At 67.2% G+C, this 24,994-nt stretch carries 25 protein-coding genes and 1 pseudogene; 8 read left to right on the top strand and 18 right to left on the bottom strand.

Annotation, left to right across the window (positions count from 1 at the left end; all coding sequences use genetic code 11):
• Positions 1-179 precede the first annotated feature (179 nt).
• Positions 180-632: a substrate-binding domain-containing protein gene (locus ACIA12_RS31080; RefSeq protein WP_396370743.1), complete on the top strand. Its 453-nt coding sequence runs from the start codon at positions 180-182 to the stop codon at positions 630-632.
• A gap of 33 nt (positions 633-665) precedes the next feature.
• Here the strand turns inward: ACIA12_RS31080 and ACIA12_RS31075 are convergent, their stop codons facing one another.
• A complete protein-coding gene (locus ACIA12_RS31075) occupies positions 666-860 on the bottom strand; it encodes a hypothetical protein (RefSeq protein ID WP_396370742.1) in 195 nt (64 codons plus the stop codon).
• A gap of 308 nt (positions 861-1,168) precedes the next feature.
• Here ACIA12_RS31075 and ACIA12_RS31070 point away from each other — a divergent pair, with 308 nt between their 5' ends.
• Positions 1,169-1,336, top strand: a complete 168-nt coding sequence (locus tag ACIA12_RS31070) for a hypothetical protein (RefSeq protein ID WP_396370741.1) — start codon at positions 1,169-1,171, stop codon at positions 1,334-1,336.
• On the opposite strand, the gene ACIA12_RS31065 is transcribed toward ACIA12_RS31070, so the two are convergent.
• The 9 genes and pseudogenes from ACIA12_RS31065 to ACIA12_RS31025 form a co-directional block, all read right to left on the bottom strand.
• Positions 1,320-1,952, bottom strand: coding sequence for a nucleoside/nucleotide kinase family protein (locus ACIA12_RS31065; RefSeq protein ID WP_396370740.1), 633 nt, complete (start codon positions 1,950-1,952; stop codon positions 1,320-1,322). The two genes, ACIA12_RS31070 and ACIA12_RS31065, sit on opposite strands and share 17 nt — an antisense overlap.
• Entirely contained in the window at positions 1,943-2,632 is a 690-nt protein-coding gene (locus ACIA12_RS31060) for an urease accessory protein UreD (RefSeq protein ID WP_396370739.1), read from the bottom strand. The genes ACIA12_RS31065 and ACIA12_RS31060 overlap by 10 nt, the downstream gene beginning before the upstream one ends.
• Positions 2,633-2,807: 175 nt before the next feature.
• The gene (ureG, locus tag ACIA12_RS31055; RefSeq protein ID WP_396370738.1) at positions 2,808-3,524 is read right to left on the bottom strand and encodes an urease accessory protein UreG; all 717 of its coding nucleotides are present in this window, start codon (positions 3,522-3,524) and stop codon (positions 2,808-2,810) included.
• On the bottom strand, positions 3,517-4,203 hold the full coding sequence (locus tag ACIA12_RS31050) for an urease accessory protein UreF (RefSeq protein ID WP_396370737.1): 687 nt from the start codon (positions 4,201-4,203) through the stop codon (positions 3,517-3,519). Before ACIA12_RS31050 ends, ureG begins: the two co-directional genes overlap by 8 nt.
• Positions 4,203-5,906 carry an urease subunit alpha gene (locus ACIA12_RS31045; protein WP_396370736.1) on the bottom strand — a complete coding sequence of 568 codons (1,704 nt, stop codon included), beginning with the start codon at positions 5,904-5,906 and terminating at the stop codon, positions 4,203-4,205. The genes ACIA12_RS31050 and ACIA12_RS31045 overlap by 1 nt, the downstream gene beginning before the upstream one ends.
• Before the next feature lie 55 nt (positions 5,907-5,961).
• A pseudogene (gene ureB, locus ACIA12_RS31040) lies at positions 5,962-6,315 on the bottom strand (urease subunit beta); the annotation flags it as partial.
• An 11-nt stretch (positions 6,316-6,326) separates the two neighbouring features.
• Positions 6,327-6,629 (bottom strand): urease subunit gamma, encoded by a 303-nt coding sequence (locus ACIA12_RS31035; RefSeq protein ID WP_396370735.1) that lies wholly within the window; start codon positions 6,627-6,629, stop codon positions 6,327-6,329.
• Entirely contained in the window at positions 6,626-8,278 is a 1,653-nt protein-coding gene (locus tag ACIA12_RS31030) for a purine-cytosine permease family protein (RefSeq protein ID WP_396370734.1), read from the bottom strand. Before ACIA12_RS31030 ends, ACIA12_RS31035 begins: the two co-directional genes overlap by 4 nt.
• Before the next feature lie 553 nt (positions 8,279-8,831).
• Positions 8,832-9,242, bottom strand: coding sequence for a MarR family winged helix-turn-helix transcriptional regulator (locus ACIA12_RS31025; RefSeq protein ID WP_396370733.1), 411 nt, complete (start codon positions 9,240-9,242; stop codon positions 8,832-8,834).
• Between the two features lie 100 nt (positions 9,243-9,342).
• Between ACIA12_RS31025 and ACIA12_RS31020 the strand changes: the two genes are divergently transcribed.
• The gene (locus ACIA12_RS31020; protein ID WP_396370732.1) at positions 9,343-10,404 is read left to right on the top strand and encodes a substrate-binding domain-containing protein; all 1,062 of its coding nucleotides are present in this window, start codon (positions 9,343-9,345) and stop codon (positions 10,402-10,404) included.
• Between the two features lie 40 nt (positions 10,405-10,444).
• Positions 10,445-10,819: a hypothetical protein gene (locus ACIA12_RS31015; protein ID WP_396370731.1), complete on the top strand. Its 375-nt coding sequence runs from the start codon at positions 10,445-10,447 to the stop codon at positions 10,817-10,819.
• Here the strand turns inward: ACIA12_RS31015 and ACIA12_RS31010 are convergent.
• From ACIA12_RS31010 to ACIA12_RS31000, 3 genes are all read right to left on the bottom strand, one after another.
• Positions 10,816-12,111 (bottom strand): hypothetical protein, encoded by a 1,296-nt coding sequence (locus tag ACIA12_RS31010; protein ID WP_396370730.1) that lies wholly within the window; start codon positions 12,109-12,111, stop codon positions 10,816-10,818. The genes ACIA12_RS31015 and ACIA12_RS31010 overlap by 4 nt on opposite strands.
• Positions 12,112-12,174: 63 nt before the next feature.
• On the bottom strand, positions 12,175-13,401 hold the full coding sequence (locus tag ACIA12_RS31005) for a hypothetical protein (protein ID WP_396370728.1): 1,227 nt from the start codon (positions 13,399-13,401) through the stop codon (positions 12,175-12,177).
• 101 nt (positions 13,402-13,502) lie between these two features.
• Entirely contained in the window at positions 13,503-14,876 is a 1,374-nt protein-coding gene (locus tag ACIA12_RS31000) for an FAD-dependent monooxygenase (RefSeq protein WP_396370726.1), read from the bottom strand.
• A 92-nt stretch (positions 14,877-14,968) separates the two neighbouring features.
• Between ACIA12_RS31000 and ACIA12_RS30995 the strand changes: the two genes are divergently transcribed.
• Entirely contained in the window at positions 14,969-15,571 is a 603-nt protein-coding gene (locus tag ACIA12_RS30995; protein WP_396370725.1) for a TetR/AcrR family transcriptional regulator, read from the top strand.
• Entirely contained in the window at positions 15,568-16,179 is a 612-nt protein-coding gene (locus tag ACIA12_RS30990; RefSeq protein WP_396370724.1) for a hypothetical protein, read from the top strand. Before ACIA12_RS30995 ends, ACIA12_RS30990 begins: the two co-directional genes overlap by 4 nt.
• A gap of 60 nt (positions 16,180-16,239) precedes the next feature.
• Here the strand turns inward: ACIA12_RS30990 and ligD are convergent, their stop codons facing one another.
• Positions 16,240-17,220, bottom strand: coding sequence for a non-homologous end-joining DNA ligase (gene ligD, locus ACIA12_RS30985; RefSeq protein ID WP_396370723.1), 981 nt, complete (start codon positions 17,218-17,220; stop codon positions 16,240-16,242).
• An 86-nt stretch (positions 17,221-17,306) separates the two neighbouring features.
• Here ligD and ACIA12_RS30980 point away from each other — a divergent pair, with 86 nt between their 5' ends.
• On the top strand, positions 17,307-17,672 hold the full coding sequence (locus ACIA12_RS30980) for a hypothetical protein (RefSeq protein WP_396370722.1): 366 nt from the start codon (positions 17,307-17,309) through the stop codon (positions 17,670-17,672).
• A 28-nt stretch (positions 17,673-17,700) separates the two neighbouring features.
• On the opposite strand, the gene ACIA12_RS30975 is transcribed toward ACIA12_RS30980, so the two are convergent.
• The 3 genes from ACIA12_RS30975 to ACIA12_RS30965 form a co-directional block, all read right to left on the bottom strand.
• Positions 17,701-18,846, bottom strand: a complete 1,146-nt coding sequence (locus ACIA12_RS30975; protein WP_396370721.1) for a branched-chain amino acid aminotransferase — start codon at positions 18,844-18,846, stop codon at positions 17,701-17,703.
• A gap of 1 nt (position 18,847) precedes the next feature.
• Positions 18,848-20,161, bottom strand: coding sequence for a helix-turn-helix domain-containing protein (locus ACIA12_RS30970; RefSeq protein ID WP_396370719.1), 1,314 nt, complete (start codon positions 20,159-20,161; stop codon positions 18,848-18,850).
• A gap of 200 nt (positions 20,162-20,361) precedes the next feature.
• Positions 20,362-20,808 carry a hypothetical protein gene (locus tag ACIA12_RS30965; RefSeq protein ID WP_396370718.1) on the bottom strand — a complete coding sequence of 149 codons (447 nt, stop codon included), beginning with the start codon at positions 20,806-20,808 and terminating at the stop codon, positions 20,362-20,364.
• Between the two features lie 174 nt (positions 20,809-20,982).
• Between ACIA12_RS30965 and ACIA12_RS30960 the strand changes: the two genes are divergently transcribed.
• Entirely contained in the window at positions 20,983-21,777 is a 795-nt protein-coding gene (locus ACIA12_RS30960; RefSeq protein ID WP_396370717.1) for a hypothetical protein, read from the top strand.
• 4 nt (positions 21,778-21,781) lie between these two features.
• Here the strand turns inward: ACIA12_RS30960 and ACIA12_RS30955 are convergent, their stop codons facing one another.
• The gene (locus ACIA12_RS30955) at positions 21,782-24,781 is read right to left on the bottom strand and encodes a S8 family peptidase (RefSeq protein ID WP_396370716.1); all 3,000 of its coding nucleotides are present in this window, start codon (positions 24,779-24,781) and stop codon (positions 21,782-21,784) included.
• Positions 24,782-24,994 lie beyond the last annotated feature (213 nt).

The following is a 24,994-nucleotide window of genomic DNA, read 5'->3' as shown; positions in this document are numbered from 1 at the left end:
GTGGCTTGGCTGAGCGTGTCAAAACGAGACAGCCCTCCCCGAGGGCGGCGGGGCGGGCGCGGGGGTTACCAGCCGAGAGGGGTCAGCTCCGTGGCTGAGGTCCAGGGGCCTCGGGTGCCTGCTTCGGTGAGCGCGCGGAGGCGGAGGTAGCGGGCGGTGGTGGGGAGCACGTCGCCGCTGTGGTCGAGCTGCCGACGCATGAACTACGGCTGGCCGGCCTCCGGGGTGCATTTGCGCACGACAAGTTGAGCGACGACCACGTGTTCGTGCCGACTGAGCCGACGCCGGCCGGTGGGTTCGCGGCGGCTCAGGCTGCGTTGGCGGCCGACCCGGAGCTGACGGCGATCTTCGCGTCGCACGATCTGCTCGCGCTGGGGGTGCTCGAAGCGGTGAAGGAGTCGGGGCGGTCGGTACCGGCCGACGTGTCGGTGATCGGGTTCGACGACACGGCGCCGGTGGGGCTGACGCATCCGGCGCTCACCGCGGTCGCGATCCCCAGTCGGGAGATGGCCCGGCAGGCGACCGCATTGCTCTTGCGTGCCATCGATGACGGCGCGCAGCCGGTCAACTCGGCGCAATTGTTGCGCACCTCGCTCGTTATCCGCGACAGCACCGGACCGGCTCCTCGGTAGTACAGGCTGGCTCTTTTGGTAAGGCTGCGGGGCTCAGGCGGCGAGTTGCTGGGCGTTCTTGCGGGCCCAGACCGCGCGGCGGAGCTTGGCCTTGTCGGGGTAGCCGGCGGCGCGGCCGATCAGGTACACGTCGTGGCTGCGCATGTTGACCATCCCGGCGACGTACCAGACCGGGTTCCCCTCGGCCAGCATGGTGACGATCATCTGCAGTGCGCTGTTCTCGGACATCCTGACCCTCTCCTCGATCCGTGGTTCCTGCTCTTACTGATACGTCGGATCCAGATCGCTGATTTCGACATCCGGGCCAGAACTTTTTCGCCGGAGTAAAGGCCGGGCAAAACGAATGCCTCGATCGATGATCGAGGCATTCGTCCGTGCGGGTCCCGGGGGGAGTGGGACCTCCACACGTGGGGGGGACTTCGAATTTATCCCCGATCGGGGGTCAGGGTCGCACCTTCGCGGCGATTCCCGAATCACCAAAAGCCGAGCGGTTCCAATCGTGCGCCCAACGGTCGGGTCAAAGGTTTGTTCGGTGAGTGCTCATCGAGTGGTCCGACGGCGGCAGAGCACGGTCGCGAGAGGGTCAGCCGGCCGGTCGGGTCGAGCCCGCTGGTCGGCTCGGCGAGGTGACTGAGGAGGCCGACTTCGACTTCGGCCTGCAGCTCTACCTGAATGGTGTGGAGGGCTTCATCGATCGAGCGTGAGGATCGCGTCGGCGTTGGGTTTGGTGGCGGCGATGAGTTTGGCGTTGGCCTCGTCGGAGCCGTAGGTACGGTCGTGGGCCTCCTGGGGGGAGCGGCCGAATCTCTGGTGGCGGGCTTCCAGCCGGTCGTGTCTGAGGTCGTCGTCGAGGTCGATGTACCAGCACTCGTCGAGGAGCCGGCGGCCTGTTGCCCAGGGTTCCTGATCGAACAGCAGGTAGTTGCCTTCTGTCACCACCAGGGTCGTCTCCGGTGGTACCGGAATGGTGGCGGCGATGGAGTCCTCGATGGAGCGGTCGAATCTGGGCGCCCAGATCGTCTCGGTGGGAGAGTCTTTGAGGCGCTGGAGGAGGGCGACGAAGCCGTAGCCGTCGAAGGTTTGCGGCGCGCCTTTGACGGCGGCCAGTCCGAGGTCTTCGAGGGCCGACTGGGCCAGGTGGTAGCCGTCCATCGGGACGAGCGCCACCTTGTGGCCGTTGGCAACCAAGTCTGCGGTGAGCTGTTCGGCGTACGTCGACTTGCCGGCGGCGGGCGCTCCGGTGATGCCGAGGATCGCCCGGTGGCCTCGGGTCGCGAGTGCGACGGCTCGGTCGAACGCGGTCTCTCGGTTCAGCTGCACTCGGAGATCTTGTCAGGCTTGCTCAGAGCTGCCCAGCTTTGCGCAAGATCGCTTTCGTGTTGGTCCTGCACCAGGCGGCGGGCCATCGAGCCGTTGCCTTCCAGTTGCAGGGTGGCGGGGTCTTCCGGGAGGCGGTGGCCGAGGGTGGTGATGGAGTCGAGGCAGCGGGCTTCGCCGAGGATCGCCCAGCCGCTTCGGGCCGTTGGTGAGAGGTCGAGGTCCTCGGCCAGTAGGAGTTCGCCGTCGAGGTGTGCGCGTTGGGACGAGTGCAGGGTGCCGCCGGTTTCGCCGTGGCGGCCGAAGACGAGTGACTCGCGGAAGGCGAGCATGCATCCGGACTCGAGGTGGACCGTCATCGATCGGGAGACGTCGGCTCCTTCCGACACGACAAACGGCTCGCCGTGCCAGGCGAGGTTGGCGCCGTCGGTGAGATGGATGGTGACGTCCCAGCGCGCGGATCCACCGCGCATGGCGTAGGCGACGGTGCCCGCCGTCTCAACGATCTCCACTCGTACCGGACCTTTGACCACGACTTGAATCTCGACCTGGTCCCCAGCAAGCAACAACGCCGACGCAGCCACCAACGCGACGCGGACCATTCCGTCGTCCGCCCGCAGCCGACGCGGCGACAGCAACCCGGCGGTGAGCAAACACCGATCACGAACCGGATCGGCAACCACCTCGACCCGCGTAACCGGGCGAAGGCCAGCAGCCGCCAACCCCGGGGGCGCTGCGAGCGCCCCGGCATCACCGTGGATCGGCGAAGCTGCGGGTGCCGCCTGGCTCCCGCTGGCGGGGGCAGGCGCGAGTGCTCCGCGCGTCTCCGCCGGGACGGAGGGCAGGTGTTGGGGGTGGTCAGTGGGAGTGGGCATGGGTGTGGGAGATGAGTTGGCCGTTTTCGTCGGTGTGGGAGTGGGGGGCCATCGGGCCGGGGTCGATGGGGGTGTGGGTGCCGGTGCGGACGAGTTGGGTCATGGCGAGGACCCATTCCTTCAGGCGGCGTACTGAGTCTGGGTCGGTGCGGGACAGGGCTAGTACTGGTTTGCCGGCTCGGGCGGCCTCCGCGTCGGCGACCATCTGGGGGACGTCGACTCCGACGTACGGGGCGAGGTCGGTCTTGTTGACGATCAGCAGGTCGGCGCGGGCGATGCCGGGGCCGCCTTTGCGGGCGACGTCGCCACCGCCGGCGACGTCCAGTACGAAGATCTGTGCGTCGACCAGCGCGGGGGAGAAGGTGGCGGTGAGATTGTCGCCGCCGGACTCGACGAGCACGACGTCGAGCGGGGCGAAGTCGCGTTCGAGGTCCTCGACTGCGATCAGGTTCGGGGTGACGTCGTCGCGGATCGCCGTGTGCGGGCAGGCGCCGGTTTCGACGGCGCGAATGCGTTCGGGGTCGAGTACGCCGGCCGCGCGCAGCAACCGGGCGTCCTCGTCGGTGTAGATGTCGTTGGTGATCACGCCGAGCTGGAGTTCGGCGGCGAGCTCGCGGCAGACCATCGCGATCAGCGAGCTCTTGCCGGTACCGACCGGGCCGGCGACGCCGAGACGGAACGAACGGTTGGTACTAGGCATGAAATAACCTCATTCTCTCGACAGCATGAGCTTGCGCGAACACATCGACCAGCGGCGCCCCGTACGCCGGAATCTCGGCGGCCGTCGTCGTCCGGCTGACCGCGCTGACCAGTTCCTCGATGGCGGGATGGAGCCTGAGCAACCAGCTCGCCGCATCCGCCGGATCCACCGGCAACAACTTGAGCGAAGCAGCCACGACGGTCTGCGCATCGTCGTACCCGATCAACCGCGCGGTCTGCTCCGCCGACAACCCCGTCACCGCCGCGACCACACCAACCACGACCGGTCGCGCGATCTCCGCATCAGCCTTCAAGTACTCGGTAGTCCTCGGCCAAACCCTCGCAGCCAACCGCAGATACGCACGCCCCTGCCGCCGCGAAGCGGCCCGCAACGCCTGGCTAGGTGTCCTCGCAGCCCAGGCCGCCTCAGCCTGCTCCACCAACTCCCCGTCGAGCGCCAGCCGCCGCGCCACCACGGCCGTCGCAGCCTCGACGCGAACGATCGTCCGCAACCGATCCGCCGCATAGCTCGCGACATCGCCCAGCCGCGCGCCGTCTGCTCCGAGCCCCGCCCGCACAGCAGCCTCCAACCCACCCGACTGCGTATGCCCGCCGGTAGGCAACCGCGCGTCCGCAAGCATCAACGCAACCAACTCAGGTGATCCGGTAGAAGCGTTCATCAGAAGAGGTTGTAGAGCTGGGCCAGGGGGAGTTCGGTGGCGGGCGAGGGCTCGATCAGGTCGCCGTCCACCTTGATGGCGAAGGTTTCTGGGTCGATGTCGATGGTGGGGAGGGCGTCGTTGTTCTTCATCTGGGCCTTGCCGACCTCGCGGGTGGGGCGGACGCCTTCTAGGCGTCGTCTGAGCTGCAGGGCGTCGGCGAGTCCGTTCTCGAGGGCGGCGGGGGAGACGAACGTGATGGACAGGTCGGCGCCGATCGCGTCGCCGAATGCGGGCCGCATGAGGACCGGCTGGGGCGTCGGGATGGAGGCGTTCGGGTCGCCGAGTGCGGCCCAGGCGATTGCTCCTCCTTTGATGACCAGGCGAGGGCGCACGCCGAAGTACGCGGGATCCCAGAGGGCAAGGTCGGCCAGCTTGCCGACCTCGACCGACCCGACCAGGTGATCGATGCCATGGGCAACGGCCGGGTTGATCGTGTACTTCGCGACGTACCGGCGAGCGCGTTCGTTGTCGGCCGGGAGGCTGGTACCGAGCGTTCCACGGCGGGCCTTCATCACATGGGCGACCTGCCAGGTACGGGTGATGACCTCGCCGATCCGGCCCATCGCCTGTGCGTCCGACGAGGTGACCGACAACGCGCCGAGGTCGTGGAGGATGTCCTCGGCGGCGATCGTGGTGGCCCGGATCCGCGACTCGGCGAACGCCAGATCCTCCGGTACGTCGGGGCTGAGGTGATGGCAGACCATCAGCATGTCGAGGTGCTCGGCGACCGTGTTGACCGTGTGCGGCAAGGTCGGGTTGGTGGAGCCGGGGATGACGTGCGGATGGCTCGCGATCGACAGGATGTCCGGCGCGTGCCCGCCGCCGGCGCCCTCGACGTGGAACGCGTGGATCGACCGGCCGTCGATCGCGTTGAGGGTCGACTCGACGAAGCCGGCCTCGTTCAGGCTGTCGGCGTGCAGCGCGACCTGCAGTCCCCACGCATCCGCAGCCTTCAACGCCGCATCGATCGCTGCCGGCGTCGAGCCCCAGTCCTCGTGCACCTTGTATCCGGCAGCGCCCGCGAGCGCTTGCTCGGCCAGCCCTTCGGCGCTGACCGTATTTCCCTTGCCCAGCAGCAGAATGTTGAGGGGCAGCGCATCCAGAGCCCGATGCATCTTCGCCAGATGCCAAGCTCCAGGCGTCACCGTCGTCGCCTTCGAGCCCTCGCTCGGTCCCGTCCCACCACCCACGATCGTGGTGATGCCGGTGGCTGAGGCTTCGTGCAGTTGCGAGGGGGACAGCAGGTGTACGTGGGAGTCGATCGCGCCCGCGGTGAGGATGCGGCCCTCGCCGGCGATGACGTCGGTGGACGGACCGATCCGCAGGTCCGGGTGGACGCCGTCGGCGATGTCGGGGTTGCCCGCCTTGCCGAGCGCGACGATCAGACCGTCCCGGATCCCAACATCAGCCCGGACCACACCCCACCAGTCGAGCACCAGCACGTTGGTGATGACGGTGTCCGGCGCTCCCTCGCCCCGAGTCGTCGTCCCCTGAGCCATAGACTCGCGGATGGATTTCCCACCCCCGAAGATCGCCTCCTCGCCCCCGACGGTCCGATCCTCTTCCACCTCGATCCACAGATCCGTATCCCCCAACCGAACCTGATCCCCAACCGTCGGCCCGTAGAGCGCGGCATACGCAGCCCGCGAAATCTCAACCATGGTCCGCCGTCCGTGGGGTTGCGCCGTCCGGGCTCGCGGTCGAGGTCGGCTGAGCGTCGGCCGATCGTGTCGGCTTGAGCTGGATGCCAGGTACGAGACGGTTGCCGGCCAACGCGACGGCGACGACCTCGCGGGAGGCGCCGGGCTCGAAGCGTTGGGACGTACCGGAGGGGATGTCGAGGCGGAAGCCTTGGGCTGCTTCGCGGTCGAAAGCCAAGGCGGTGTTGGCGTCGGGGAGGTGCAGATGGGAGCCGATCTGGACGGGGCGGTCGCCGGTGTTGACGATCACCAGCGTCAACTTCTCGCGGCCGACGTTCAGTTCGATCGTCCCGGGGGCGACTCGTACTGCGCCGGGGCCCCAGTTGCCCGCCCCCTGTCCTTCATTGCTAAGTCTAATCTTGTTGCTCATCGGATCCCCGATCAGATTATGGGGCTGTGGATAGTGACCAGTTTTCGGCCGTCGGGGAAGGTTGCTTCGACCTGGACGTCCGTGAGGAGTTCGGCGACGCCGTCCATGACCTGGTCTCGGGTGAGGACTGTGCGGCCTTGTTCCATCAGGTCGGCGACGAGGGCGCCTTCTCTGGCTCGTTCGATCACCCAGGTGCTGAGGAGGGCTACCGATTCGGGGTGGTTGAGCAGGACTCCGCGGGCCAGGCGGTCGCGGGCGACCATCCCGGCCACGGAGAGCAGCAGTTTTTCGATCTCGGACGGGGTGAAGTTCACGCCTGCGCCGCCAGTACGTGGTCGGCGACCTTGTCCGTGGACAGGCACAGCGAGCAGACATAGGCGTTGTGGGTTTCGCAAGCAGTCATGTCGGGGCGCTCGTAGTCCTGCCGGCAGACATGGCAGGTCAGTACCGCGCCTGACGGGTTCCCGTGGTCGTCGAACATCGGCAGCTCAATCCCATCACTCGTGCGCCGGAGGTAGTACTTCCCACGAGTGACGATAGCCAGCACGGGCGGCAAAACCAGTGCAAGCACAATGGCTACCAGCGGCGAGTACGGCTTGATCCCGTCGCCGAGGCCGCCGAAGAACACCAGGATCGAGACGCCCGCCGCGACCGCCATCGACACGAAGCCGACCGGGTTGATCGCATAGAGCATGCCGCGACGGAACTCGGGCACCTTCGGCGAGAGCTTCAGCAAGTACTTGTTGAAGACGATGTCCGAGGCGACCACCACGATCCACGCCATCCCGCAGTTCGCGTAGAAGCCGAGAATGGTGTTGAGGAAGTCGAACATGTTGGCTTCCATCAGCACCAGCGCGATCACCAGGTTGAAGCCGAGGAAGACGAGCCGCCCGGGGTAGTGCTTGGTCAGCCGGGTGTACGAGTTGGTCCACGCGAGCGAACCGGAGTACGCGTTCGTCACGTTGATCTTCACCTGACTGATCACCACCAGTACTACGGCCAGTGTCATCGCGAGCCACCCCGGCAGGAAGCCACGGTAGATCTCGAGGAACTGGTGCACTGGCTCGTTCGCGACCGTAGCCCCGTCAGTCACGGAGGCGATGATGTAGACGGCCAGGAACAGCCCGATCACCTGCTTGATCGCTCCGAAGATCACCCAGCCGGGACCGGCGAGCAGCATGTGCGTCCACCAGCGCCGCGAGTTCTCGGGCGTCTTCGGCGGCATGAATCGCAGGTAGTCGATCTGCTCGGCGATCTGTGCGATCAGCGAGAGGCAGACGCCGGCCGCGAGCAGCATCGAGCCGGCATCCGTCGCGCCCTTGCCGTTCTCGCCCTGGTAGTCGAAGAACGATCCCACCGACTCGGGGTGCGAGACGACCAGGTAGACGAAGGGCAGCACCATCAGCAGCAACCACAGCGGCGTCGTCCACACCTGCAGCGTGGACAGCACTTTCATGCCGTAGATCACCAGCGGGAAGATCACCAGCGTTGAGACGGCATACCCGAGCGCCAGCGGTATGTGCAGGCCTAATTTCAAGCCTTGGGCCATGATCGAGCCCTCGAGGGCGAAGAAGATGAACGTGAACGACGCGAAGATCACGTTCGTCACCACCGACCCGTAGTACCCGAAGCCGCTGCCGCGGGTGATCAGGTCGAGGTCGATGTTGTAGCGCGCGGCGTAGTACGCGAGTGGCAGACCGGTCGCGAAGATGACGACGGCGAAGATCCCGATGCCCCAGAGGGCGTTCGTGGTGCCGTACGAGATGCCGATGTTCGCGCCGATCGCGAAGTCGGCCAGGTAGGCGATGCCGCCGAGCGCCGAGACGGCGACGACGCCGGTCGACCACTTGCGGTACGACCGCGGCGCGAACCGCAGCGTGTAGTCCTCAAGCGTCTCGCGGGTGGCGGCGGTCGGCTCCGACGGGGGAGTGGTGCGGTGGTCGATGGAGGGTTCAACGGTCATGGCGAACTCCTGCGGCACCTTCGGGCGGGGACGGTGCAGGGCGGCCGGCGACGCTGCCGGACTGATGCACCCGAATGGAAGGAACCTAGGAACGGCGCGTTACGCCGGTGTTTCCAAACCGCTAAGGTCGTGTATTTCCATCTGGAAACATCAAGCTTCGTACTCCCGCCACCATCCATTTCGCGTCCCGCCCCCGACCCCACCGACCCGATAATCCGCTCCAGCGCCCACTTTGAGCACCCACCAGTCATCAAATCGTCGTGCCGGTGACTGCCCGGTGCTCAAAGTCGCGGGCTTGCGGTGGTGGGGTCGGCGGGTGTCGTGGGGGAGCGGCGCCAGCACTCTGGGCAGGGTGGCCACGGGCACGGCGGCCCAGCACCTTGGGTAGGGCGGCCAAGCACCTTGGGTAGGGCGGCCAAGCACCTTGGGTAGGGCGGGCGGCACTTTGGGCATGGGGCAGTCGCCGGTGCGTGGGATTGGTGACTGGGGCGTGCTCAAAGTCGACGCGGTGCGGGAGGCGGGAGGGGGTGGCGTGGGGGGTGAGTGGTTGGGGTTAGAGGGAGCGTTGGAGCTGGCGGAGGCCGACCGCGAGGTGCTGCAGCCGGTCGTCGCCGAGTTCGGTCGCGATGGCGGATTCGACCCGGCGTTCCTCGGCCCGCAGCCGCTCGGCGACCGTAGTACCGACCGGGGAGAGTGCGGTGACGACGCGGCGACGGTCATCGGGGTGGATTCGGCGTACGACGAGGCCGCGCTCGACCAGCTTGTCGACGTGACGGGTGAGGCTGGCGTTCGGAAGTACCGCCTGGGCCGCGAGGGTGGACATCGGCTGACCCGGCTCGTCGGCCAGTGCCGACATCACCCGCCACTGCTCCAGGGACAGGTCGAAGTCGGCCAGGATCGGCCGCAGCTGGTGCTCGATCCGGCGTTCGGCCTGCTTGAGCAGCAGGAGCAGACTGGCGGTCATCGTCCCTCCCCGTGTCTCACGTTCTGGTGAATATAGCTCAGAGCTCGGAGTACCGAGCAGGACTGAGCCACACTGTCCGAAAGGCTGAAGGAGGTCCGGCGTGCGCGAGCTGCTGTCGATCGCCTTCGTCGTGCCCATGCAAGGACCGACCGGCATCTACGGCCCGTCCTGCCTGGCCTGCGGCCAGCTCGCGGTCGAGCAACTCAACGCCGGTCGCGGGATCGCCGGCCGCCAGGTCGAGCTGGTCCAGGTCGACGCCGGCCGGCAACCGGCAGTGGTGGCCGAGGAGGTCGGCCGGCTGGTGGACAGTGGCCGCGTCGACGCGGTCGCGGGCTGGCACATCTCGGCCGTACGGGTCGCCCTCACCCGGCGGATCGGCGGCAAGGTCGTCTACGCGTTCGCGGCGATGCATGAAGGCGGCGACGACACGCCTGGCGTGTTCATGCTCGGCGAGCGGCCGGTGAATCAGTTGCTTCCGGCAACACATTGGATCGGTGCGCAGCACGGCGTACGGCGCTGGGCAGTGGTCGGAAACGACTACATCTACCCTCGGGTGACGGCTTCGACGGCCACGAAAGCTTTACAGGGTTCAGCTTCCTCGATCGTGCAGTCAGACTTCGTTCCACTCGGAACCTCCGACTTCAGCAGCGTGATCAGAGGCCTGGAACAAGCCGATGTCGAAGGCGTGATCATGCTGCTGATGGGTCAGGACGCGGTCCACTTCAACCGTCAGTTCGCCAAGGCCGGCTTGAGCGAACGCTTGCTCCGGCTCAGCCCGGCCATCGAGGAGAACACCCTGCTCGCCGCCGGACCCACGGCAAACAAGGGCTTGTATGCCGCCGCCGCGTACTTCGACGGCCTCGCCACCACCGAGAGCGGCGAGTTCGCCCGCGACTACTACGCCCGATTCGGTACCTGGGCGCCCGCCCTCAACGCAGTAGGCGAATCCTGCTACGAGGCCGTCCGCTTCCTTGCCCGCCTGGGCGAGATGGCTGGTTCGATCAGCATCGACGCGGTGTCCGCGCTGCCGACCGGCCACTTCTACGACAGCCCGCGCGGGCTGCTGCGGCTTGATGGAAACCTTGTCGATCAAGACGTGTACCTGGCCTCGGCTAACGGTCTCGAGTTCACCGTCGAAGACCAGATCGCCAGGACCGGCTGAACCATCCACAACTGAAGAGATCTCGGCTACTGTCGATCGGATGTTGCAAGAACTCGCCAACTTGCTCATCCCCGCGCCGGAGTTCTCGATCCGTTCGAACAAGGTGCACGGAGACGAGATCGTCCTGCGCGGACAGCCGTTCACCGAGGAAGACGGGGAGTGGCTCGACCGCTCCGTCGTCGAGGGGTTGCTCCGCGATCCCGACGTACAGCCGGTCCTGATCGGCCGGTTCGAGGACCGGGGCGTCGGCGCCCACCGGTTCGACGGCCGGAGCCGGGTGTGGCGGCCGTTCGTACTGGCCAACTACATCCGCGACGACGGCTATCCGCCGGCCGGCTCGGACGAGTGCCTGGTCGCGTACCGATGGACCTCGCCGACCGGCAAAGCCCTGCTGGTGTTCGAGTTCGACTGCTAACGACTCTTCAGATCTCTGAAGATCTGGGCCTCGGTGCGGCCGAGCTGGGCGGTGAAGATCAGGTCGCGCTGGTTCTGGCTGAACCCCTGTCGGGCCAGCTCCTTGTAGACCTTGGCGAGCTTGGTCGTCCCGTACTTCTCCGCGATGTAATCGACGACGTACCAGCCGATCGGGTAGGAGCTCTTCACAGTCGTGTAGAACTCGTCGTCCGTCGGCAGCGCCTTGAGTTTGCTGAAGTACTTCGAGCGGACCATCGTGCGGAAGCGGTCCAGGTCGAGGTCACGCTCACCCTGCATCGGCAACTGCTCGATGTACTCGGCCGTGCCCTCGACCAGCCAGACAGGCGCGTCAACCCCGTACTGCGCGGTCGCGACGTGCGTGAACTCGTGCGCCAGCACCCGCGCGTCCAGCTCGTCGCGGTAGCGCGGATTCACCACCACATAGGCGCCACCGAACGTGCCTTCGCTCTGCACCTCGCCCGGCAGCGTCCGGTACACGTACGTCGCGGTCGCCAGGAAGTCCTCGGCATCCTTCGGCTTGGTGTAGTCGGCGACCCGGACCTTGCGGTCGTCCAGCGCGATCACCAGCCCGCCGCCGCGCCAGTTGGCCGACCACAGCTTGTTCACGGCGCGCACGGCGGATTCGGCGTCGGTCAGGATCGATTCGGCCAGCTGTGCTTTGCCTCGTTCGACAACCACGAGGGCGCGGGCTGATCGGCGTACCAGCACCGGACCGACGTCCCAGGCCTCCTTGTGCGCCCCGAACGGCAGGGATTTGTCCAAGTAGGTGTCGTTGATCAGCAGGTACCGCCCGCCGCGCTGGACGAACATGTACCCCAGCGGCGCCTTCACCGGTTGATCGTCGATGCCGCCGATCTGGTACGACATCACCACGCTGACCAGGTAGGTCGTCGGACCGTACCTGTCGATCAGCTTCTGCTCGAACTGCGGCCGATCCTGCAGATAACTCAGCTTCACGAACCCGAACTGCACCAGATTCGCGAACAACACCTTCTGCGTCGCCAGCAACTTCTTGTTCCGCGGATCGACATCAGCCAGGAACTGCGCTTCGTTCTTGCTGAGCACCGCGGCCGCCCGCCGCTTCAGAATCGCATCCACAGCGGCACTCTGAGCAGTCACATCAACCTGTACTGCGGTAGGCCGCGGCACACTCACCACCGCGACCGGCTCAGCCGTCCCGTGCCCCCGAGAGTGCAAAGCCACCCCACCCGCAGCCCCGCCGCTCAAGGCGATCACCGCCCCGGCGGCAGCCAGCCACGCACGCCGACCCATGATTTCCCCTCCCCAGGCCCCCCGGCCACGCTAAAAGCAAGCGCTTATCTGTATCACGAACCGCTAGCCGCGCTTGAGGTCGGCGAAGATCTGGGCCTCCGTGCGGCCCAGCTGGGCGGTCATGACCGTGTCGCGCCTGCCCTGCGAATTCACCTGCCAGGCCATTTCCTGGTGGAGCCCGACGACCTGGTTCAGGCCGTACTTGCGGACCAGATAGTCGACGGCGAGCCAGCCGATCGCGTACGAGCTGTCTTGCGTCGGACCGAAGAACTGCTTGTCGGTCGGCAGCGCCTTCGCCTTGTTCAGGTACTTCGAGCGGACGTGATCTCGATACTTGGCGAGATCGACGGCGCGCTCACTCCCCATCGGTAGGTGCTCGACATACTCGGCCATGCCCTCGACCAGCCACAGCGGGGCCGAAGGACCGTCGGCCGCGGTGGCGACATGGGTGAACTCGTGCGCCAGCAGGCGGGCATCCAACTGGTCGCGATCGCGTGGATTCACGACGACATACGCACTGCCGAACGCAGTGTCGGCTCGTTGGACGGGCGTGGCCACCGCCGAGTTGTCCTTCCACAGCGGCCCGTTGAAGTCGGCCGATCGCACCGAGGTGTCGTCGAGTGCGATCACCAGAGCGCCGCCCTGCCAGCTGGGCAACCACCACCGATTCACAGCCTTCACGGCGACTTGCGCGTCGGCCAGGATCGACTTGGCGAGCTCCACCTGGCTTTGCTCGACAACCGCCATCGTCCGCGGCCCGCGCTGGACCAGCACCGGACCGGCGTCCCAGGCCTCCCGGTTCGGACTGCCCGGCCGGGCGGTGTCCAGAGCGGTGTCATCCACCAGCACGTACTGCTTGTCACGCTTCACGAACGTGTACCCGAGCGGTGTCCGCATCGGCTGCTCGTCGATCCCCTCGATCTGGTACTCCATCGCCGCGCTCACCAGGTACGCCGTCGGGCCGTACTTGTCGAGCAGCGTCTGATCGAACTGTGGATCGCCCTGCCGATAGGTCAACTTCCCGAACCCGAACTGCACCAGGTTCTCGAACAACACCTTCTGCGACGCTCGCAGCTCCTCGTTGTACGGATCGACGTCGGCCAGGAACTGGTCCTCGTCGTGCTGCAGCACCGCGGTCGCCCGCCGCTGCAGGATCGCGTCCACAGCAGCAGCCTGCGCCGCCGGATCGACCTGTACCTCGGCAGGCCTGCTCGCGGCCGCTCCATCCGCGGCGCCGCCGGCCACGATGACCAACACCCCGGCCGCCGTCAGCCACCCACGCCAACCCATCACTGCCTCCGTCTGTCCCGCCCCTGAAGCAAACGTCCATGCATACCACGGAACCTGCGCTGGTAAGCCCGTGACTGCAGCTTGTTGCAATCGGCCCCTTGTCAGCCGAGGTAGCCGTCCGGGCGGATCAGGATCTCGGTGCCGTCCTCCGCGTGGTAGAAGGCGAAGGCCTCGGGGGAGGCGTAGGTGCCGGGGGCTGGGGTGCTGGTGATGGTGACGGCGTGGGGGTGGGTGGTCGGGGTGGTGGGGTTGAAGCGGAGCAGGGTTTCGTGGGGGCCGCGGAAGAGTTCGAACAGGCGGGTCTTGTTGCCGTTGGCATCGGTTAGCGGGGAGTCGGGGGCGCGATCGCCGGTGGTTAGCGGGGCGGTGGCGTCGGGGGAGCGGTAGCTGATGTCGAGTTGGCGGACGTCCTCGCCGCGGTCCAGGGCGGTCTCGTCGCCGTCGATGTGTTTCTGCATCAGGTCCTCGCTGATCCCCAGCACCCGCATGGCGTTGGTGCGCCGCTCGGTCTCGTACGTCGCCAGGACCTCTTCACGCCCGTCAGCGAGCTTCCAGCCGAGGTTGTACGCGTCCTGTACTCCGGTGTTGAGCCCCTGACCGCCCGTCGGCGGGTGCACGTGCGCCGCGTCTCCTGCGATGAACACGCGACCGACGCGGAAGCGCTCGGCGAGCCGGATGTTCGGGCGCCAGACCGTGGACCAGGTGAGGTCGCGCAGCTTGGCCGTGCCCTCGCCGGCGTACTTGTCGACCAGACCCTGCAGGCCATCCAGCGTCGTGTCGGCGTCGTTGGACACGAGTGGGGCGCCGAACTGGAACTGGTCGCCACCCGACAGCGGCGTCATCACGATGCCTTCCATCGGGTTGTCGGGGCCGGCGAACCAGTACCCGTACTCGTGGTCCAGCCCGTCGGCGGAGACGTCGCCGAGCAGCATCCGGATCGAGTCGTCGGTGGTGCCCTGGAAGGCGATCCCCAGTTGCTTGCGGACGATGCTCTTGCCGCCGTCGGCGCCGATCAGATATTCGGCCTCAACCGTCTCGCTGGTGGAGAGTTCGGCCACCACGCGGTCGTCGTACTGGGTGAAGCCGACCAGCGCCGTGCTTAGTTCAACGCTTACGCCGAAGTCTTGCAGCCGCTCGCGGAGGATCGCCTCGGTGCGGGACTGGCCGAGCATGTAGCCGTTCGGGTAGGGCCGGTCGGGCGTGGGGTCGACCAGCTCGCCCATCCGTCGCTCACCGGCCGGCTTGCCGCCGATGAAGATCTTCAGCAGGGGTGCGGGGATTCCCTGCGCCAGTACCTGGTCGAGTACGCCCAGATCCTCGAAGACCTCGAGTGTCCGCGGCTGAAGCCCGTCGCCGCGGGAGCCCTGGAAGTACTCGTCGGCCTTGTCGATCACCCGGACGGGGATCTCGCGGCGGGCGAGCTCGATGGCGAGGGTGAGGCCGGTCGGTCCGGCGCCGGCGATCAGAACGGTCATGATGGTTCCTCGTTTCACTGAATTATGATTCACTGAATATTGATTCAGCATGAACCTGACTAGGGTGCGTTGTCAAGGAGGAGGTGTCGCGGGTGACGAGCACACGCAAGGAACAAGCGGCCGGGACCGAGGCGGCGCTGAAGCAGGCGGCCCGGGAGGTGTTCGCCGAGCGCGGCTACCTGAACACCAAGATCACCGACATCACCGCGGCGGCCGGGCGGGCGACGGGCTCCTTCTACAACCACTTCGCCGGCAAGGAGGAGTTGCTCGAGGCGCTGCTGGTCGACATGCTCGCGGCGGTCGACGACGCCGTACTGAGCGACCGGACGCACGACGAGGACTTCAGCAAGATTTCATCGATCCGCTGGCACGTGACCTCGTTCTGGACCTTCTACAAGGCGCATCTGCCGGAGATGATCGCCATCAAACACGCGTCGATGGCCGACCCGGAGCTCGGCCGGCGGCTGCAGCGGATCATGTCGGACGACGACGCGCACATGATCCGGCACCTGTCCCACCTGCCCGGTCCACAACCCGACCCGCTGCTCCAGATCTCCGCGATCAACAGCCTCCTGGAGGGCTTCGCCTACACCTGGCTGGTCGTCAACCCACCCACCGGCCACACCATCCCCGACGACGAAGCCATCACCCTCCTCACCAACCTCCTCCACCACGGCCTCGCGGGCCGCGCATGACCGAGCTTCCGCCCGTCACCACCCATGAGTGGACGCATGTGCCGGATGCCGAGCACATCGCGGCAATCCGCGCGGGCTCTGCGCGGTACTCCCGCGGAGGCCTCGCTCATCTCGTCCTCGAAGTCGTCGCCTACCCGGTCGACGAAGCAGAAGCCGGTACGACCGACCGCGTGCTCGTCACCCTGCACTCCGACGGCTCGATCTCGGTCGAGGACAACGGCCGTGGCACCAACGTGTTCTTCGATCAGCACGGCAAACCGATGGTCAAGCCGATCATGGCAACCCGCGACGTCCGCTTCTTCGACAACCCCGCGGCCGAGTCGCTCCCCGACGGCCTGCCCCGCACCGGCATCTCGGTCGTGGCAGCTTTGAGCAGCTGGCTCATCCACGAGAATCGCCGCATGGACGGCGCCTGGACCCGCCGCTACGACCACGGCCTCCCCGAAACTGCCCTGACCGAGGTTGAAGCAGGCCGGCACACCGGTACGGTGGTCCGCTTCCGCCCCGACCTGGAGGTCTTCGGTGATCAACCGCTGACGGCGGATGAGCTCCGCCCGCTCCTGGCCGGCTTCGCCACCGAAGCACGGCTCGAAGTCCGATCCGACTGACCCCGCAATCGCTCCGACCGACCTTGCGATCGCTCGGCCCACGCTCCGTACGGGGTGGTTCTACTCGTCTGGCGGTGGCGGCTCTTCGGCGCCTTCAGCCTCGTCGCGAGCGGCCCATTCGAGGAGGGTGTCGAGGGAGTAGGCGGAGTCGTCGATGGTGGCGTGCAGGTCGCCGAGCTCGGCGAAGCGGGCGGGGACGGTGGCGATGGTGAAGGCCTTGGGGTCGACGTCGTCGATCTCGTCCCAGTGGATCGGGGTGGAGACGGTGCCTTCGGGGTTGCCGCGGACCGAGTACGCGCTGGCGATCGTGTGGTCGCGGGCGTTCTGGTTGTAGTCGACGAAGAGCTTCTTCGGATCGCGGTCCTTGCGCCACCAGGTCGTCGTCACATCGTCGGGGGCGCGGCGCTCCACCTCGCGGGCGAAGGCGAGCGCGGCCCGGCGCACATCCGAGAAGCCGTGCTCGGGCTTGATCCGGACGTAGATGTGGATGCCGGAGCCGCCGGACGTCTTGGGATAACCGGTCGCGCCCAGATCATCGAGTACTTCGCGGGCGACGTGCGCCACCCGGCGGACCCGGTCGAACGGGCAGTCGGGCATCGGGTCGAGGTCGATCCGCCACTCGTCGGGCTTCTCGGTGTCGGCGCGACGGGAGTTCCACGGGTGGAACTCGACCGTCGACATCTGCACCGCCCAGGCGACATGGGCGAGCTCGGTGACGCAGAGCTCGTCGGCGGTCCGGTTGTACCGTGGGAACTTGACCTGGACGGTCTCCATCCACGGCGGGGCACCGTGCGGCAGCCGCTTCTGGTGCACCTTCTCACCGGCCACCCCCGACGGGAACCGGTGCATCATGCACGGGCGCTCCCGCAGCGCGCGCACGATCCCGTCGCCGACCGACAGGTAGTACTTGACCAGGTCGAGCTTGGTCTCCCCGCGGGCCGGGAAGTAGACGCGGTCCGGATTCGAGATCCGCACCGTCCGCTCGCCGACCTCCAACTCGACCGCCGGGGTCTTCGCTTTCGCCGCCTTGGACTCCGCCATACCGCCCAACCTAACGGCCGCCGCGGACATACAGCATCATCATCGTCAGAAGTATTCGTTCCCGATCCGTCCAGGAGCCCACCGCCATGGCCCAAGTCGTCGTCGAGATACACCTCCCACTGGTCGAGACCCGCGTCCGGTTGCTCGACGATCCCGGGGCCGAGGTAGCTCCCGAGCCCGGATTGGAGGTCGAGTTCGGCTGGATCGCCGTCGTCGAGGACTACCTCGCGAAGCGGGAGGAATCCGGGGAGTTCGAGCTGTACAGCGACGGCGAGGAGATCGGCGGCGACTACCTGTTCTTCCTGACCGGCGCCGACGAGCAGACCCTGCTTGCGATCGCAGCCGACGTCGCCCGCCTCCCCGGCATCCCACCCGGCGCCCACGCCATCGTCACCGACGACGAATCCGACGAGACAGGCACAGGCCGACACGAACCCCTCCCACAACGCTAGGCCGCCGCAGGCCTGGGCCCAGCCGGGGTCAGGCCAGGCGGGTCAGCCAGTTGTGGGGGTCGGGGGAGCTGCCGTGCTGGAGGTCCAGGAGGGACTTGCGGAGGGTGGCGGTGACCGGGCCCACGCCGTGGTCGACGGAGTGGTCGCCGATCGTCACCTCGCCGCCTTCCCAGGCCAGCCGGCCGATGGGGGTGATGACAGCGGCAGTACCGGAGGCGAAGACCTCAGTGATCTCGCCACTGCGTACGCCGTCCCGCCAGTCGTCGGCGGAGATGCGACGCTCCTCCACCTTGTGACCCAGGTCTGCCGCCATCTGCAGCACGGAGGCCCGGGTGACGCCCTCGAGGATCGACCCCGACAGCTCCGGCGTGGCGATGCGCCCATCGGAGTACACGAAGAAGAGGTTCATGCTGCCGCTCTCCTCGATCCAGCGGCGCTCCACTGCGTCGAGATACGCAACCTGGTCGCAGCCGTTGGCCACTGCCTCAGCCAGTGCTGCCAGGCTGGCCGCATAGTTGCCCCCGCACTTGGCCGCGCCCGTCCCACCCGGGGTAGCCCGGATAGAGGTGCTCGACAGCCAGATAGAGACCGGCTTGGGCCCAGTGTCGAAGTACGCGCCGGCAGGTGAGGCGATGACTCCGAACATGACCTCCCGCGCGGGCCGCACGCTCAACGCGGCCTCGGTGGCGATCATGTACGGCCGCAAGTACAGGCTGGTCTCACCAGTGCCCGCCGGCGGCACCCACGCCTCATCCACAGTCACCAGCGCCCGCAGCGCCCCAAGGAACGCCTCCTCCGGTACTACCGGCAGCGCCAGCCGCTGCGCACTCCGCTTGAACCGAGCCGCGTTGACCTCCGGCCGAAACGCCCACACCGAGCCATCCTCATGCCGGTACGCCTTCAGCCCCTCGAAGATCTCCTGCGCATAGTGCAGCACCGCAGCCGCCGGACTGACCGAGATCGGCGCATACCCCGTCACCTTCGAGCCATGCCACCCAAGCTCACTGGTCCAGGACGCGACCACCATGTGATCGGTGAACGACTGCCCGAAACCAGGCTTGGCCAACACCGCGGCCCGAGCCTCCGCCGTCGCCGGGTCGGCCCGCAGCTCGACCTTGAAGTCCCACGCGTCTGTCAATGTCGCTGCCCGACTCTCACCTGTCACTTTGCGCACGCTACCCCTGCAGCCCACCGGAACTCGACCCGATGCCCACACTGCGGCTGTCATACGGCCTCCGCCTCAACAGCTCCCGGTAGTCCCGCACCGCGCCCCGTGCCAGATCACTGCCCCGTACTGCGCTCAGCACCTGCCCCGCCGTCTCGTACAGATGATGTGTATGCCACTGATCCGGCAACTCCACCAGCACCCGCATCGCCACCGCCAACCCGGCCGCGGTATCCCCATCCATCACCAGACACCAGGCAACCACCAACTCCAACTCAGCCCGCTCGGTCACCCCGAACGCCCCCGACCCCAACGCCCGGTCAAGAGCCAAATAGCCCCCAACCGTGTCCCCAACCACCGCACACACCCGCCCCTCAACGGCAAAACCCTCAATCCCACTCCACCCAAACGGCGACCTGCCCACCGCCGAGCCGCCGGGCAGGTCGGCTGTCACTGCGTGCAGCTCGCGTACCGCCTGCCGTGCTTCGGCTGACTCACCCAGCGCTGCCAGCACCCCCGCGCGCGCAGCCAGAGCACGTGCGACCTCCTCTGGTCGGTCGGCCAGCGTCAACGCGTCATCGGCAAGCTCAAGGAGTCCGGCCAGGGAGCGATGCTCGGCCAATCCGCTGGTCGCCTCCCAACTGCGCGCAAGACTGGCGATCCGCCGCTCGGTTGAGCCGTCCGCAGTAGCCCGAGCAGTGCGCCACCACCGCTCGGCTGACCGGAGCCTGCCTAGCTCCGCAACAGTCAGAGCAATCAGCACCGCCAACTCAGCCGCTGGCACCGCGAGCGCCGCAGAACCTGTCGCGGCACCGGACCGCAGCAACTGGAGATCCGCGGTGAGCTCAGGCAACCGCTCGGCCGGGGGAGTGGTAGCGAACCCACGTCCATGCCCGCCCGCCACCGCCCGCCACTCAGCCACCTCCCGTCCCGGCCCGAACGCCCCAGCCAACTCATGCCGAACCGCCTCCAACAACTCCACTCCAGCACCCGCGCCCACCCGCACACCCGCCCCGTCGCTACTGCCCACCCGTAGGCTCGACCCGGTGGTCTCGGGAGGAACCGGCCCGGAGTTGCCGGTCGGCCAGGTGGTTGGTCCGGGGTCGGCGGTCGTGCGGGAGCACTGCTCATAGGCGGTTGAGAGGACCGGGGTGGTGCCTAGCTCTCGGTCGCAGAGGGTGGCTAGGTGGGCCGAGCCGGGGCGGCGGCCGCGCTCGACCTGGGACAGGTAGCTGTGGTCGTAGCCGACTCGGGTGGCAAGTTGCCGCAGGCTCAGGGCGGCCGCCTGGCGGGACTGCCTCAACTGCACGCCGAAATCAGCCACAGGATCCTCCCCTGGTCGGGCTGCCGGTCTGGACGGCCCATTGGTCACGCCTGGTGGTTGCGGTGCGTAGCGCGAATCTACAAGGGCCTACCGACAGAATCCGCGGCGATGCCTCCAGAAGCCCAACTCTGCAAGGCGTTGCGAGTCCCGTGGGGCTGCGGCGGCGGTGGTGACTGTGGGCTGTTTGGAGAGCCCACAGCTCACACCTGGTGACCACACCCCCTCACCAGCAAATCTTGGACCATGAACAGCCCGCAGCCAGAGCCAAGGCTCTTCCACCTGGTCCGGGCGTCCGGCGCCGCGCCGATGGCAGGGACCGTGGTCGGAGCATCGACTGGTGCGGCGGGCCTGGTCACCGTCGCCGAGGGAGTCGAGTGGTCCGACGGCACGGTGACGCTGCGCTGGTGGGGACGCTGGCCGGCGACATCAGCCTGGGAGGGCGGAATCGCCGCGGTCCTCGCAGTCCACGGCCGCAACGGCACCACCAAACTCCGTTGGCTCCCGGCCGCGCCGACCAGCAGTGCAAACTCCTCCACCTCACCAGCCGGTACTGCGAACGCCCCCACCCCACCACCCGGTATCAGGAACGATCCCGTCCTGGCACCCGGTACCACGGGCTCTGTCCCGGCGCCCGAGTCGATGCTCACAGGGTTGAGTGGGTTGCGGTTGGCGGCGCCTGGGGTAGATGGGAGGTGTGTCAGTTGTGGGGGTGTTTGGCCTTGTCTCAGTTGTGGGCCGTGACGAGACAACGCTGTCAACCAGGTGGAGCCCGGTCTACTCTGTGGTCCATCGATGTAATGGAACGTTCGAAGAGGTCGCAGTTGGCAGATGAAGTCGAGGACCAAAGCGGGCCGTCCCCCGCCCACCAGGCCATCCTCACCGATCCGCTGGACGAGCTGGATGCTCAGCTCAACCGGCTGCGCAGCGTCGCCGACGAGCTGCGCGGGTCGCGGGGGAAGCCGGTGCTGGCGGGGGACCAGGTCGAGTTGATCGAGGACGGGCCGACACTGCTCCGTACCTACGAGCGGCTGCAGGAGGACGCGCAGCACGAGGTACGGGTGCTGGATCGGCCACCGTACGTGACTCCGCCGTCGTCACAGCAGCAGTTGGAGCTGGACCGGCTGCACGCGGGCGTGAGGTACCGGGCGATCTACGGCACCGAGGTGTTCGAGAGCCAGGACATCATGGGGGTGCTGCCGGAGCTGCAGTCGGCCGGTGAGATCAGCCGGGTGCTTGCACAGGTGCCGATGAAGATGGCGATCGCTGACGACGACACCGCGTTGATCGGGCTGACCAAGCGGGCGGCGGGCGACTACCACCTGCTGATCCGCTCGTCCGGACTACTGGACGGCCTGATCGCCACCTTCGAGATGCTGTGGGCCCTGGCCATCCCCATGCCGGCCCTACCCTTCAACGGCGACATCGCCGGACTACGACCGGCCGACCGCGACATCCTGCTCCTTCTGGCCGGTGGAGCAACTGACGACAAGATCAGCCGCCACCTCCGGATCAGCCCCCGTACCACGCAGCGCCGGGTCCGCGCGCTGATGGAGTCCCTCGGCGCGCAGACCCGGTTCCAGGCCGGCGTACAAGCTGCACGCCGGCGCTGGATCTAGGCGACTAGTTGACAGTTACTACAGTCCCCGCGCGGTTGGGGAACTCGACGAAGCCGGTGGAGCGCTGACCAGTCGGTAGGCCGGACCAGGAAGCTGTTACCTGGAACGGCTTGCCGGCGGCCGGTGCTGCGGTCGGGGTGACCTTCAGTGAGCTGCCACCGGTCACCACGTTCGTCTGCATCGTGTACTTCGTGGTGTCGGCGCCAGGCGGGTTGGACAGCGTGATCGCGAGTACGCCCCACACACCCGGCGAAGGCGCGGCCACGGTCGCCGAGGCCTCGTTGGCGCCGGTGCCCTCGAAGGAGAGGAGCTGCATCTGGCCGTTGACCACCTTGTAGAGGACCATCCAGATGCTGCCCGCCGGGTCGACCGTCTTGATGTTCCACTGGACGGCCTTGGTGGCTGTAGTCACGGTGACCGGGTAGTTCGGCAGATCGGCGTCAGCTGCACCTGCCGGTACCTCACCCGGCACCTGCGGCGCAGAGGTGAACCCGTACGCCCGGATCGGCACACCAGCCTTGCCGACCGTGGCGTCGAAGGAGACCGAGCCGGATGCACCCGAACCGGTGACGTTGGTCGGAGCGATCACCGAGGTCGGGACGACGACGATCGGGCTGCGTACCGAAGTACCGGCGCCCTGCCAGGTCAGCCAGCCGCTGGTCGTCTCATGCGATGGTGCGGTGTCCTGGGTGAGCTTGACCGTGAAGGACCTCGTCTGGCCGGCCTGCAGGTTCAAGATCGACGGGGTGACGACCGCCTTCATGCCGGGCACGGACACGGTTGCCCGGTAGAGCCCGCCGGTCACAGCGGTCACGCGGCGGGTGATGGTCTGGGTGCCGACCAGTTCTCCGACAGCGATCGAGGGCGCGTTGTAGTCGCTGGGGTCGATCGCCTTGACGCCGGTACCGGTGTTGACGCCGCTGCCCTCGAGGTACCCGAGCCAGTCAGCGTCTCCCGAGTCGTACACGAGGCCCGGGTCGAGCATGCGCGACGGCTGGACCTCGCCGGCGCCACGAGCGAACGGGTCGTTGTCCACAGCACCAGTGGAGGTCTTCACGTCACTAGTGGTCGTCATGAGCGCCGACTTGACCATCATGGGCGTCCAGTCGGGGTGCTTGGCCAGGTAGAGGGCGGCCAGGCCGGCAATGTGCGGCGCGGCCATCGACGTACCGGAGTAGAAGGCGTAGCTGTGTCCGCCGTTGCTGGGCGGGGCTACCGCGGCCAGGACGTTCACACCGGGCGCAGCGAGGTCGGGCTTGAGCAGGTCGCCGTGGCTCGACAGTGACGGGCCACGCGACGAGAAGTCAGCCATCTGCGGGTACGGCGTGACGGTGGAGGTCAGGTTGCCGGGTACCAGCTGTGCCGTGGCGCCCGCAGTACCGGCGTAGGCCTTCACCGACAGGGATCCGGGGGTGTTGAGGTGCACCGTGGGTACTGCGTGAGAGTCGGCCACCATGTCCTGGTCAGTCAGGTTGAGCAGCACCATGCCAACGCCACCGGCTCGCTTGACCTCAGCCGACTTGTCGACACGCGCACCGACGCCCCGGTCGCACACCACGATCTTGCCGGCCACCTGCGCCGAGTCGAGCGTGTTGGGCAGGCACTGCGATCCGTCGTACTCCGTAGCGCTGGCCACCCGGGCAGCAGCCCCGGTGACGAGTGCCTTCGGGCCTACCGTGGCGGCGATCGACGTGGTCAGCCCGGCGTACTTCTCGCCATTACCCAGGACCACGGTGCCCTCGTACGGCGCCACCGTGCTCGCGCCGACCGTGGTCACCCACGGCGAGGTGTTGTCGAGTGACGACGGGTCTGGGCCCGAGTTGCCACCAGCTGCCGAGACGAAGATGCCTGCGGACGCAGCGGACAGGAACGCGAGCTGCACCGGGTCCGTGTGTGCGGACTCGAAGATGGAGCCGACCGAGTAGTTGATGACGTCGACGCCGTCGGCGACAGCCTGGTCGATCGCGGCGAGGATGTCGGACGTGTAGCCGCCTGAGCCGACTCCGTCCTTGCCGGTCCACAGCGCCTTGTAGACGGCGATCTTGGCGGCCGGGGCGACACCGGAGATGGTGCCGAAGTTGATGCCGCTTTCCGAGACGTCCACGCCTGCACGGCCGGCCGCAGTGGTCGCGGTGTGCGTGCCGTGGCCTTCACCGTCGCGCGGGGAGGCGTAGTCAGCGCGGGCCTCGGGCGGGGTCGCTCCGAGCCAGGCGTCGCCGAAGTACTTGGCACTGATGAGCTTGGTGTTGCACAGGTCGGCGGTGAAGTCCTCACCTGCCTGGCAGGAGCCGGTGAAGTCGTCGCCGTCCGCCTTGTGCATGACGATGCTGTCACCGACCCGGTAAGGCGTAGTAGCCGACGGCGTGGTCCCCAGCTTGGGGCCTGACAGGGATGCGCTCTCCGGCCAGATGCCCGTATCGACTACACCGACCACCACGCCCTTGCCTGCCTCGGCGTTGCCACCCAGTGCCTTCCAGACACCGGTGTTGCCGGACAGCTTGAGGAAGTCAGTGGGCTTCTTGTCGTCCAGCGCCTGGTGCAACTGGTCCGGGGTCACGGCGACCACACCTGGCGTCTTGCTCAGGGCGGCGACCTGCTGGCCGGTCAGCGAGGCAGCGAAGGCATTGATGGCCGTCGAGTAGTGCCGGGTCGCCTTGGCACCAACCTGAGCCGCGACCGTGTTCTGACGACTACCGAGCCAGTTGCTGTAGCGCTTCGAGTCCGGGGCCGTGGTGTCGACCTTCTTACCCTTAGCCGGCTTGGTGGCCTTCAACCCGGCCACACCACCCTGGTAGGTAGCCACCGGCTTGTCAGCCAGCGTCACGACATACCGACCAGCCGCGAAGTGCGGAAGCTGCAGTGCCCCGGCCAGGTTGTCCGGCCGTGGCGAGCCGACTGACGGCTCAGTGAGTGCCGCATTGCCCGCGGACGCGGTGAAAGCGGCGGTAGTGAGCACAGCGGCCGCGATCAACGCGGTCCGCCGGCGCAAGGACAGATGATTCACGCGATTCCTCCAGGACGGTGGGGGCTGGCGACGACGACAGTGCCAAACAAGTCACCAACAGTTCACCGTTTTGGCTTCAACTAGCCGCTGGCGAAAAACTGCCACGGGTGCTGTCAAGCAGGTGGGCCTGCAACAAGCTGCAACCAGGTTGCCGCGGAAGGTATTTGAACGATATAAATCTTCCGACTTCACCGGTGTTGCTCGGGGCGCGCG

Source organism: Kribbella sp. NPDC051620 (assembly GCF_044453825.1).
Lineage (GTDB): Bacteria > Actinomycetota > Actinomycetes > Propionibacteriales > Kribbellaceae > Kribbella.
The sequence above is the reverse complement of the archived record's forward strand: the minus strand, read 5'-3'. Positions and strand labels throughout refer to the sequence as shown.

Bases quoted from the DNA above. Each gene is read 5' to 3' on its own strand.
- ACIA12_RS31075 (WP_396370742.1), bottom strand. From the start codon at position 860: ATGTCCGAGAACAGCGCACTGCAGATGATCGTCACCATGCTGGCCGAG.
- ureG (WP_396370738.1), bottom strand. From the start codon at position 3,524: ATGCCTAGTACCAACCGTTCGTTCCGTCTCGGCGTCGCCGGCCCGGTC.
- ACIA12_RS31050 (WP_396370737.1), bottom strand. From the start codon at position 4,203: ATGAACGCTTCTACCGGATCACCTGAGTTGGTTGCGTTGATGCTTGCG.
- ACIA12_RS31045 (WP_396370736.1), bottom strand. From the start codon at position 5,906: ATGGTTGAGATTTCGCGGGCTGCGTATGCCGCGCTCTACGGGCCGACG.
- ACIA12_RS31030 (WP_396370734.1), bottom strand. From the start codon at position 8,278: ATGACCGTTGAACCCTCCATCGACCACCGCACCACTCCCCCGTCGGAG.
- ACIA12_RS31025 (WP_396370733.1), bottom strand. From the start codon at position 9,242: ATGACCGCCAGTCTGCTCCTGCTGCTCAAGCAGGCCGAACGCCGGATC.
- ACIA12_RS31015 (WP_396370731.1), top strand. From the start codon at position 10,445: ATGTTGCAAGAACTCGCCAACTTGCTCATCCCCGCGCCGGAGTTCTCG.
- ACIA12_RS31010 (WP_396370730.1), bottom strand. From the start codon at position 12,111: ATGGGTCGGCGTGCGTGGCTGGCTGCCGCCGGGGCGGTGATCGCCTTG.
- ACIA12_RS31005 (WP_396370728.1), bottom strand. From the start codon at position 13,401: ATGGGTTGGCGTGGGTGGCTGACGGCGGCCGGGGTGTTGGTCATCGTG.
- ACIA12_RS31000 (WP_396370726.1), bottom strand. From the start codon at position 14,876: ATGACCGTTCTGATCGCCGGCGCCGGACCGACCGGCCTCACCCTCGCC.
- ACIA12_RS30990 (WP_396370724.1), top strand. From the start codon at position 15,568: ATGACCGAGCTTCCGCCCGTCACCACCCATGAGTGGACGCATGTGCCG.
- ligD (WP_396370723.1), bottom strand. From the start codon at position 17,220: ATGGCGGAGTCCAAGGCGGCGAAAGCGAAGACCCCGGCGGTCGAGTTG.
- ACIA12_RS30980 (WP_396370722.1), top strand. From the start codon at position 17,307: ATGGCCCAAGTCGTCGTCGAGATACACCTCCCACTGGTCGAGACCCGC.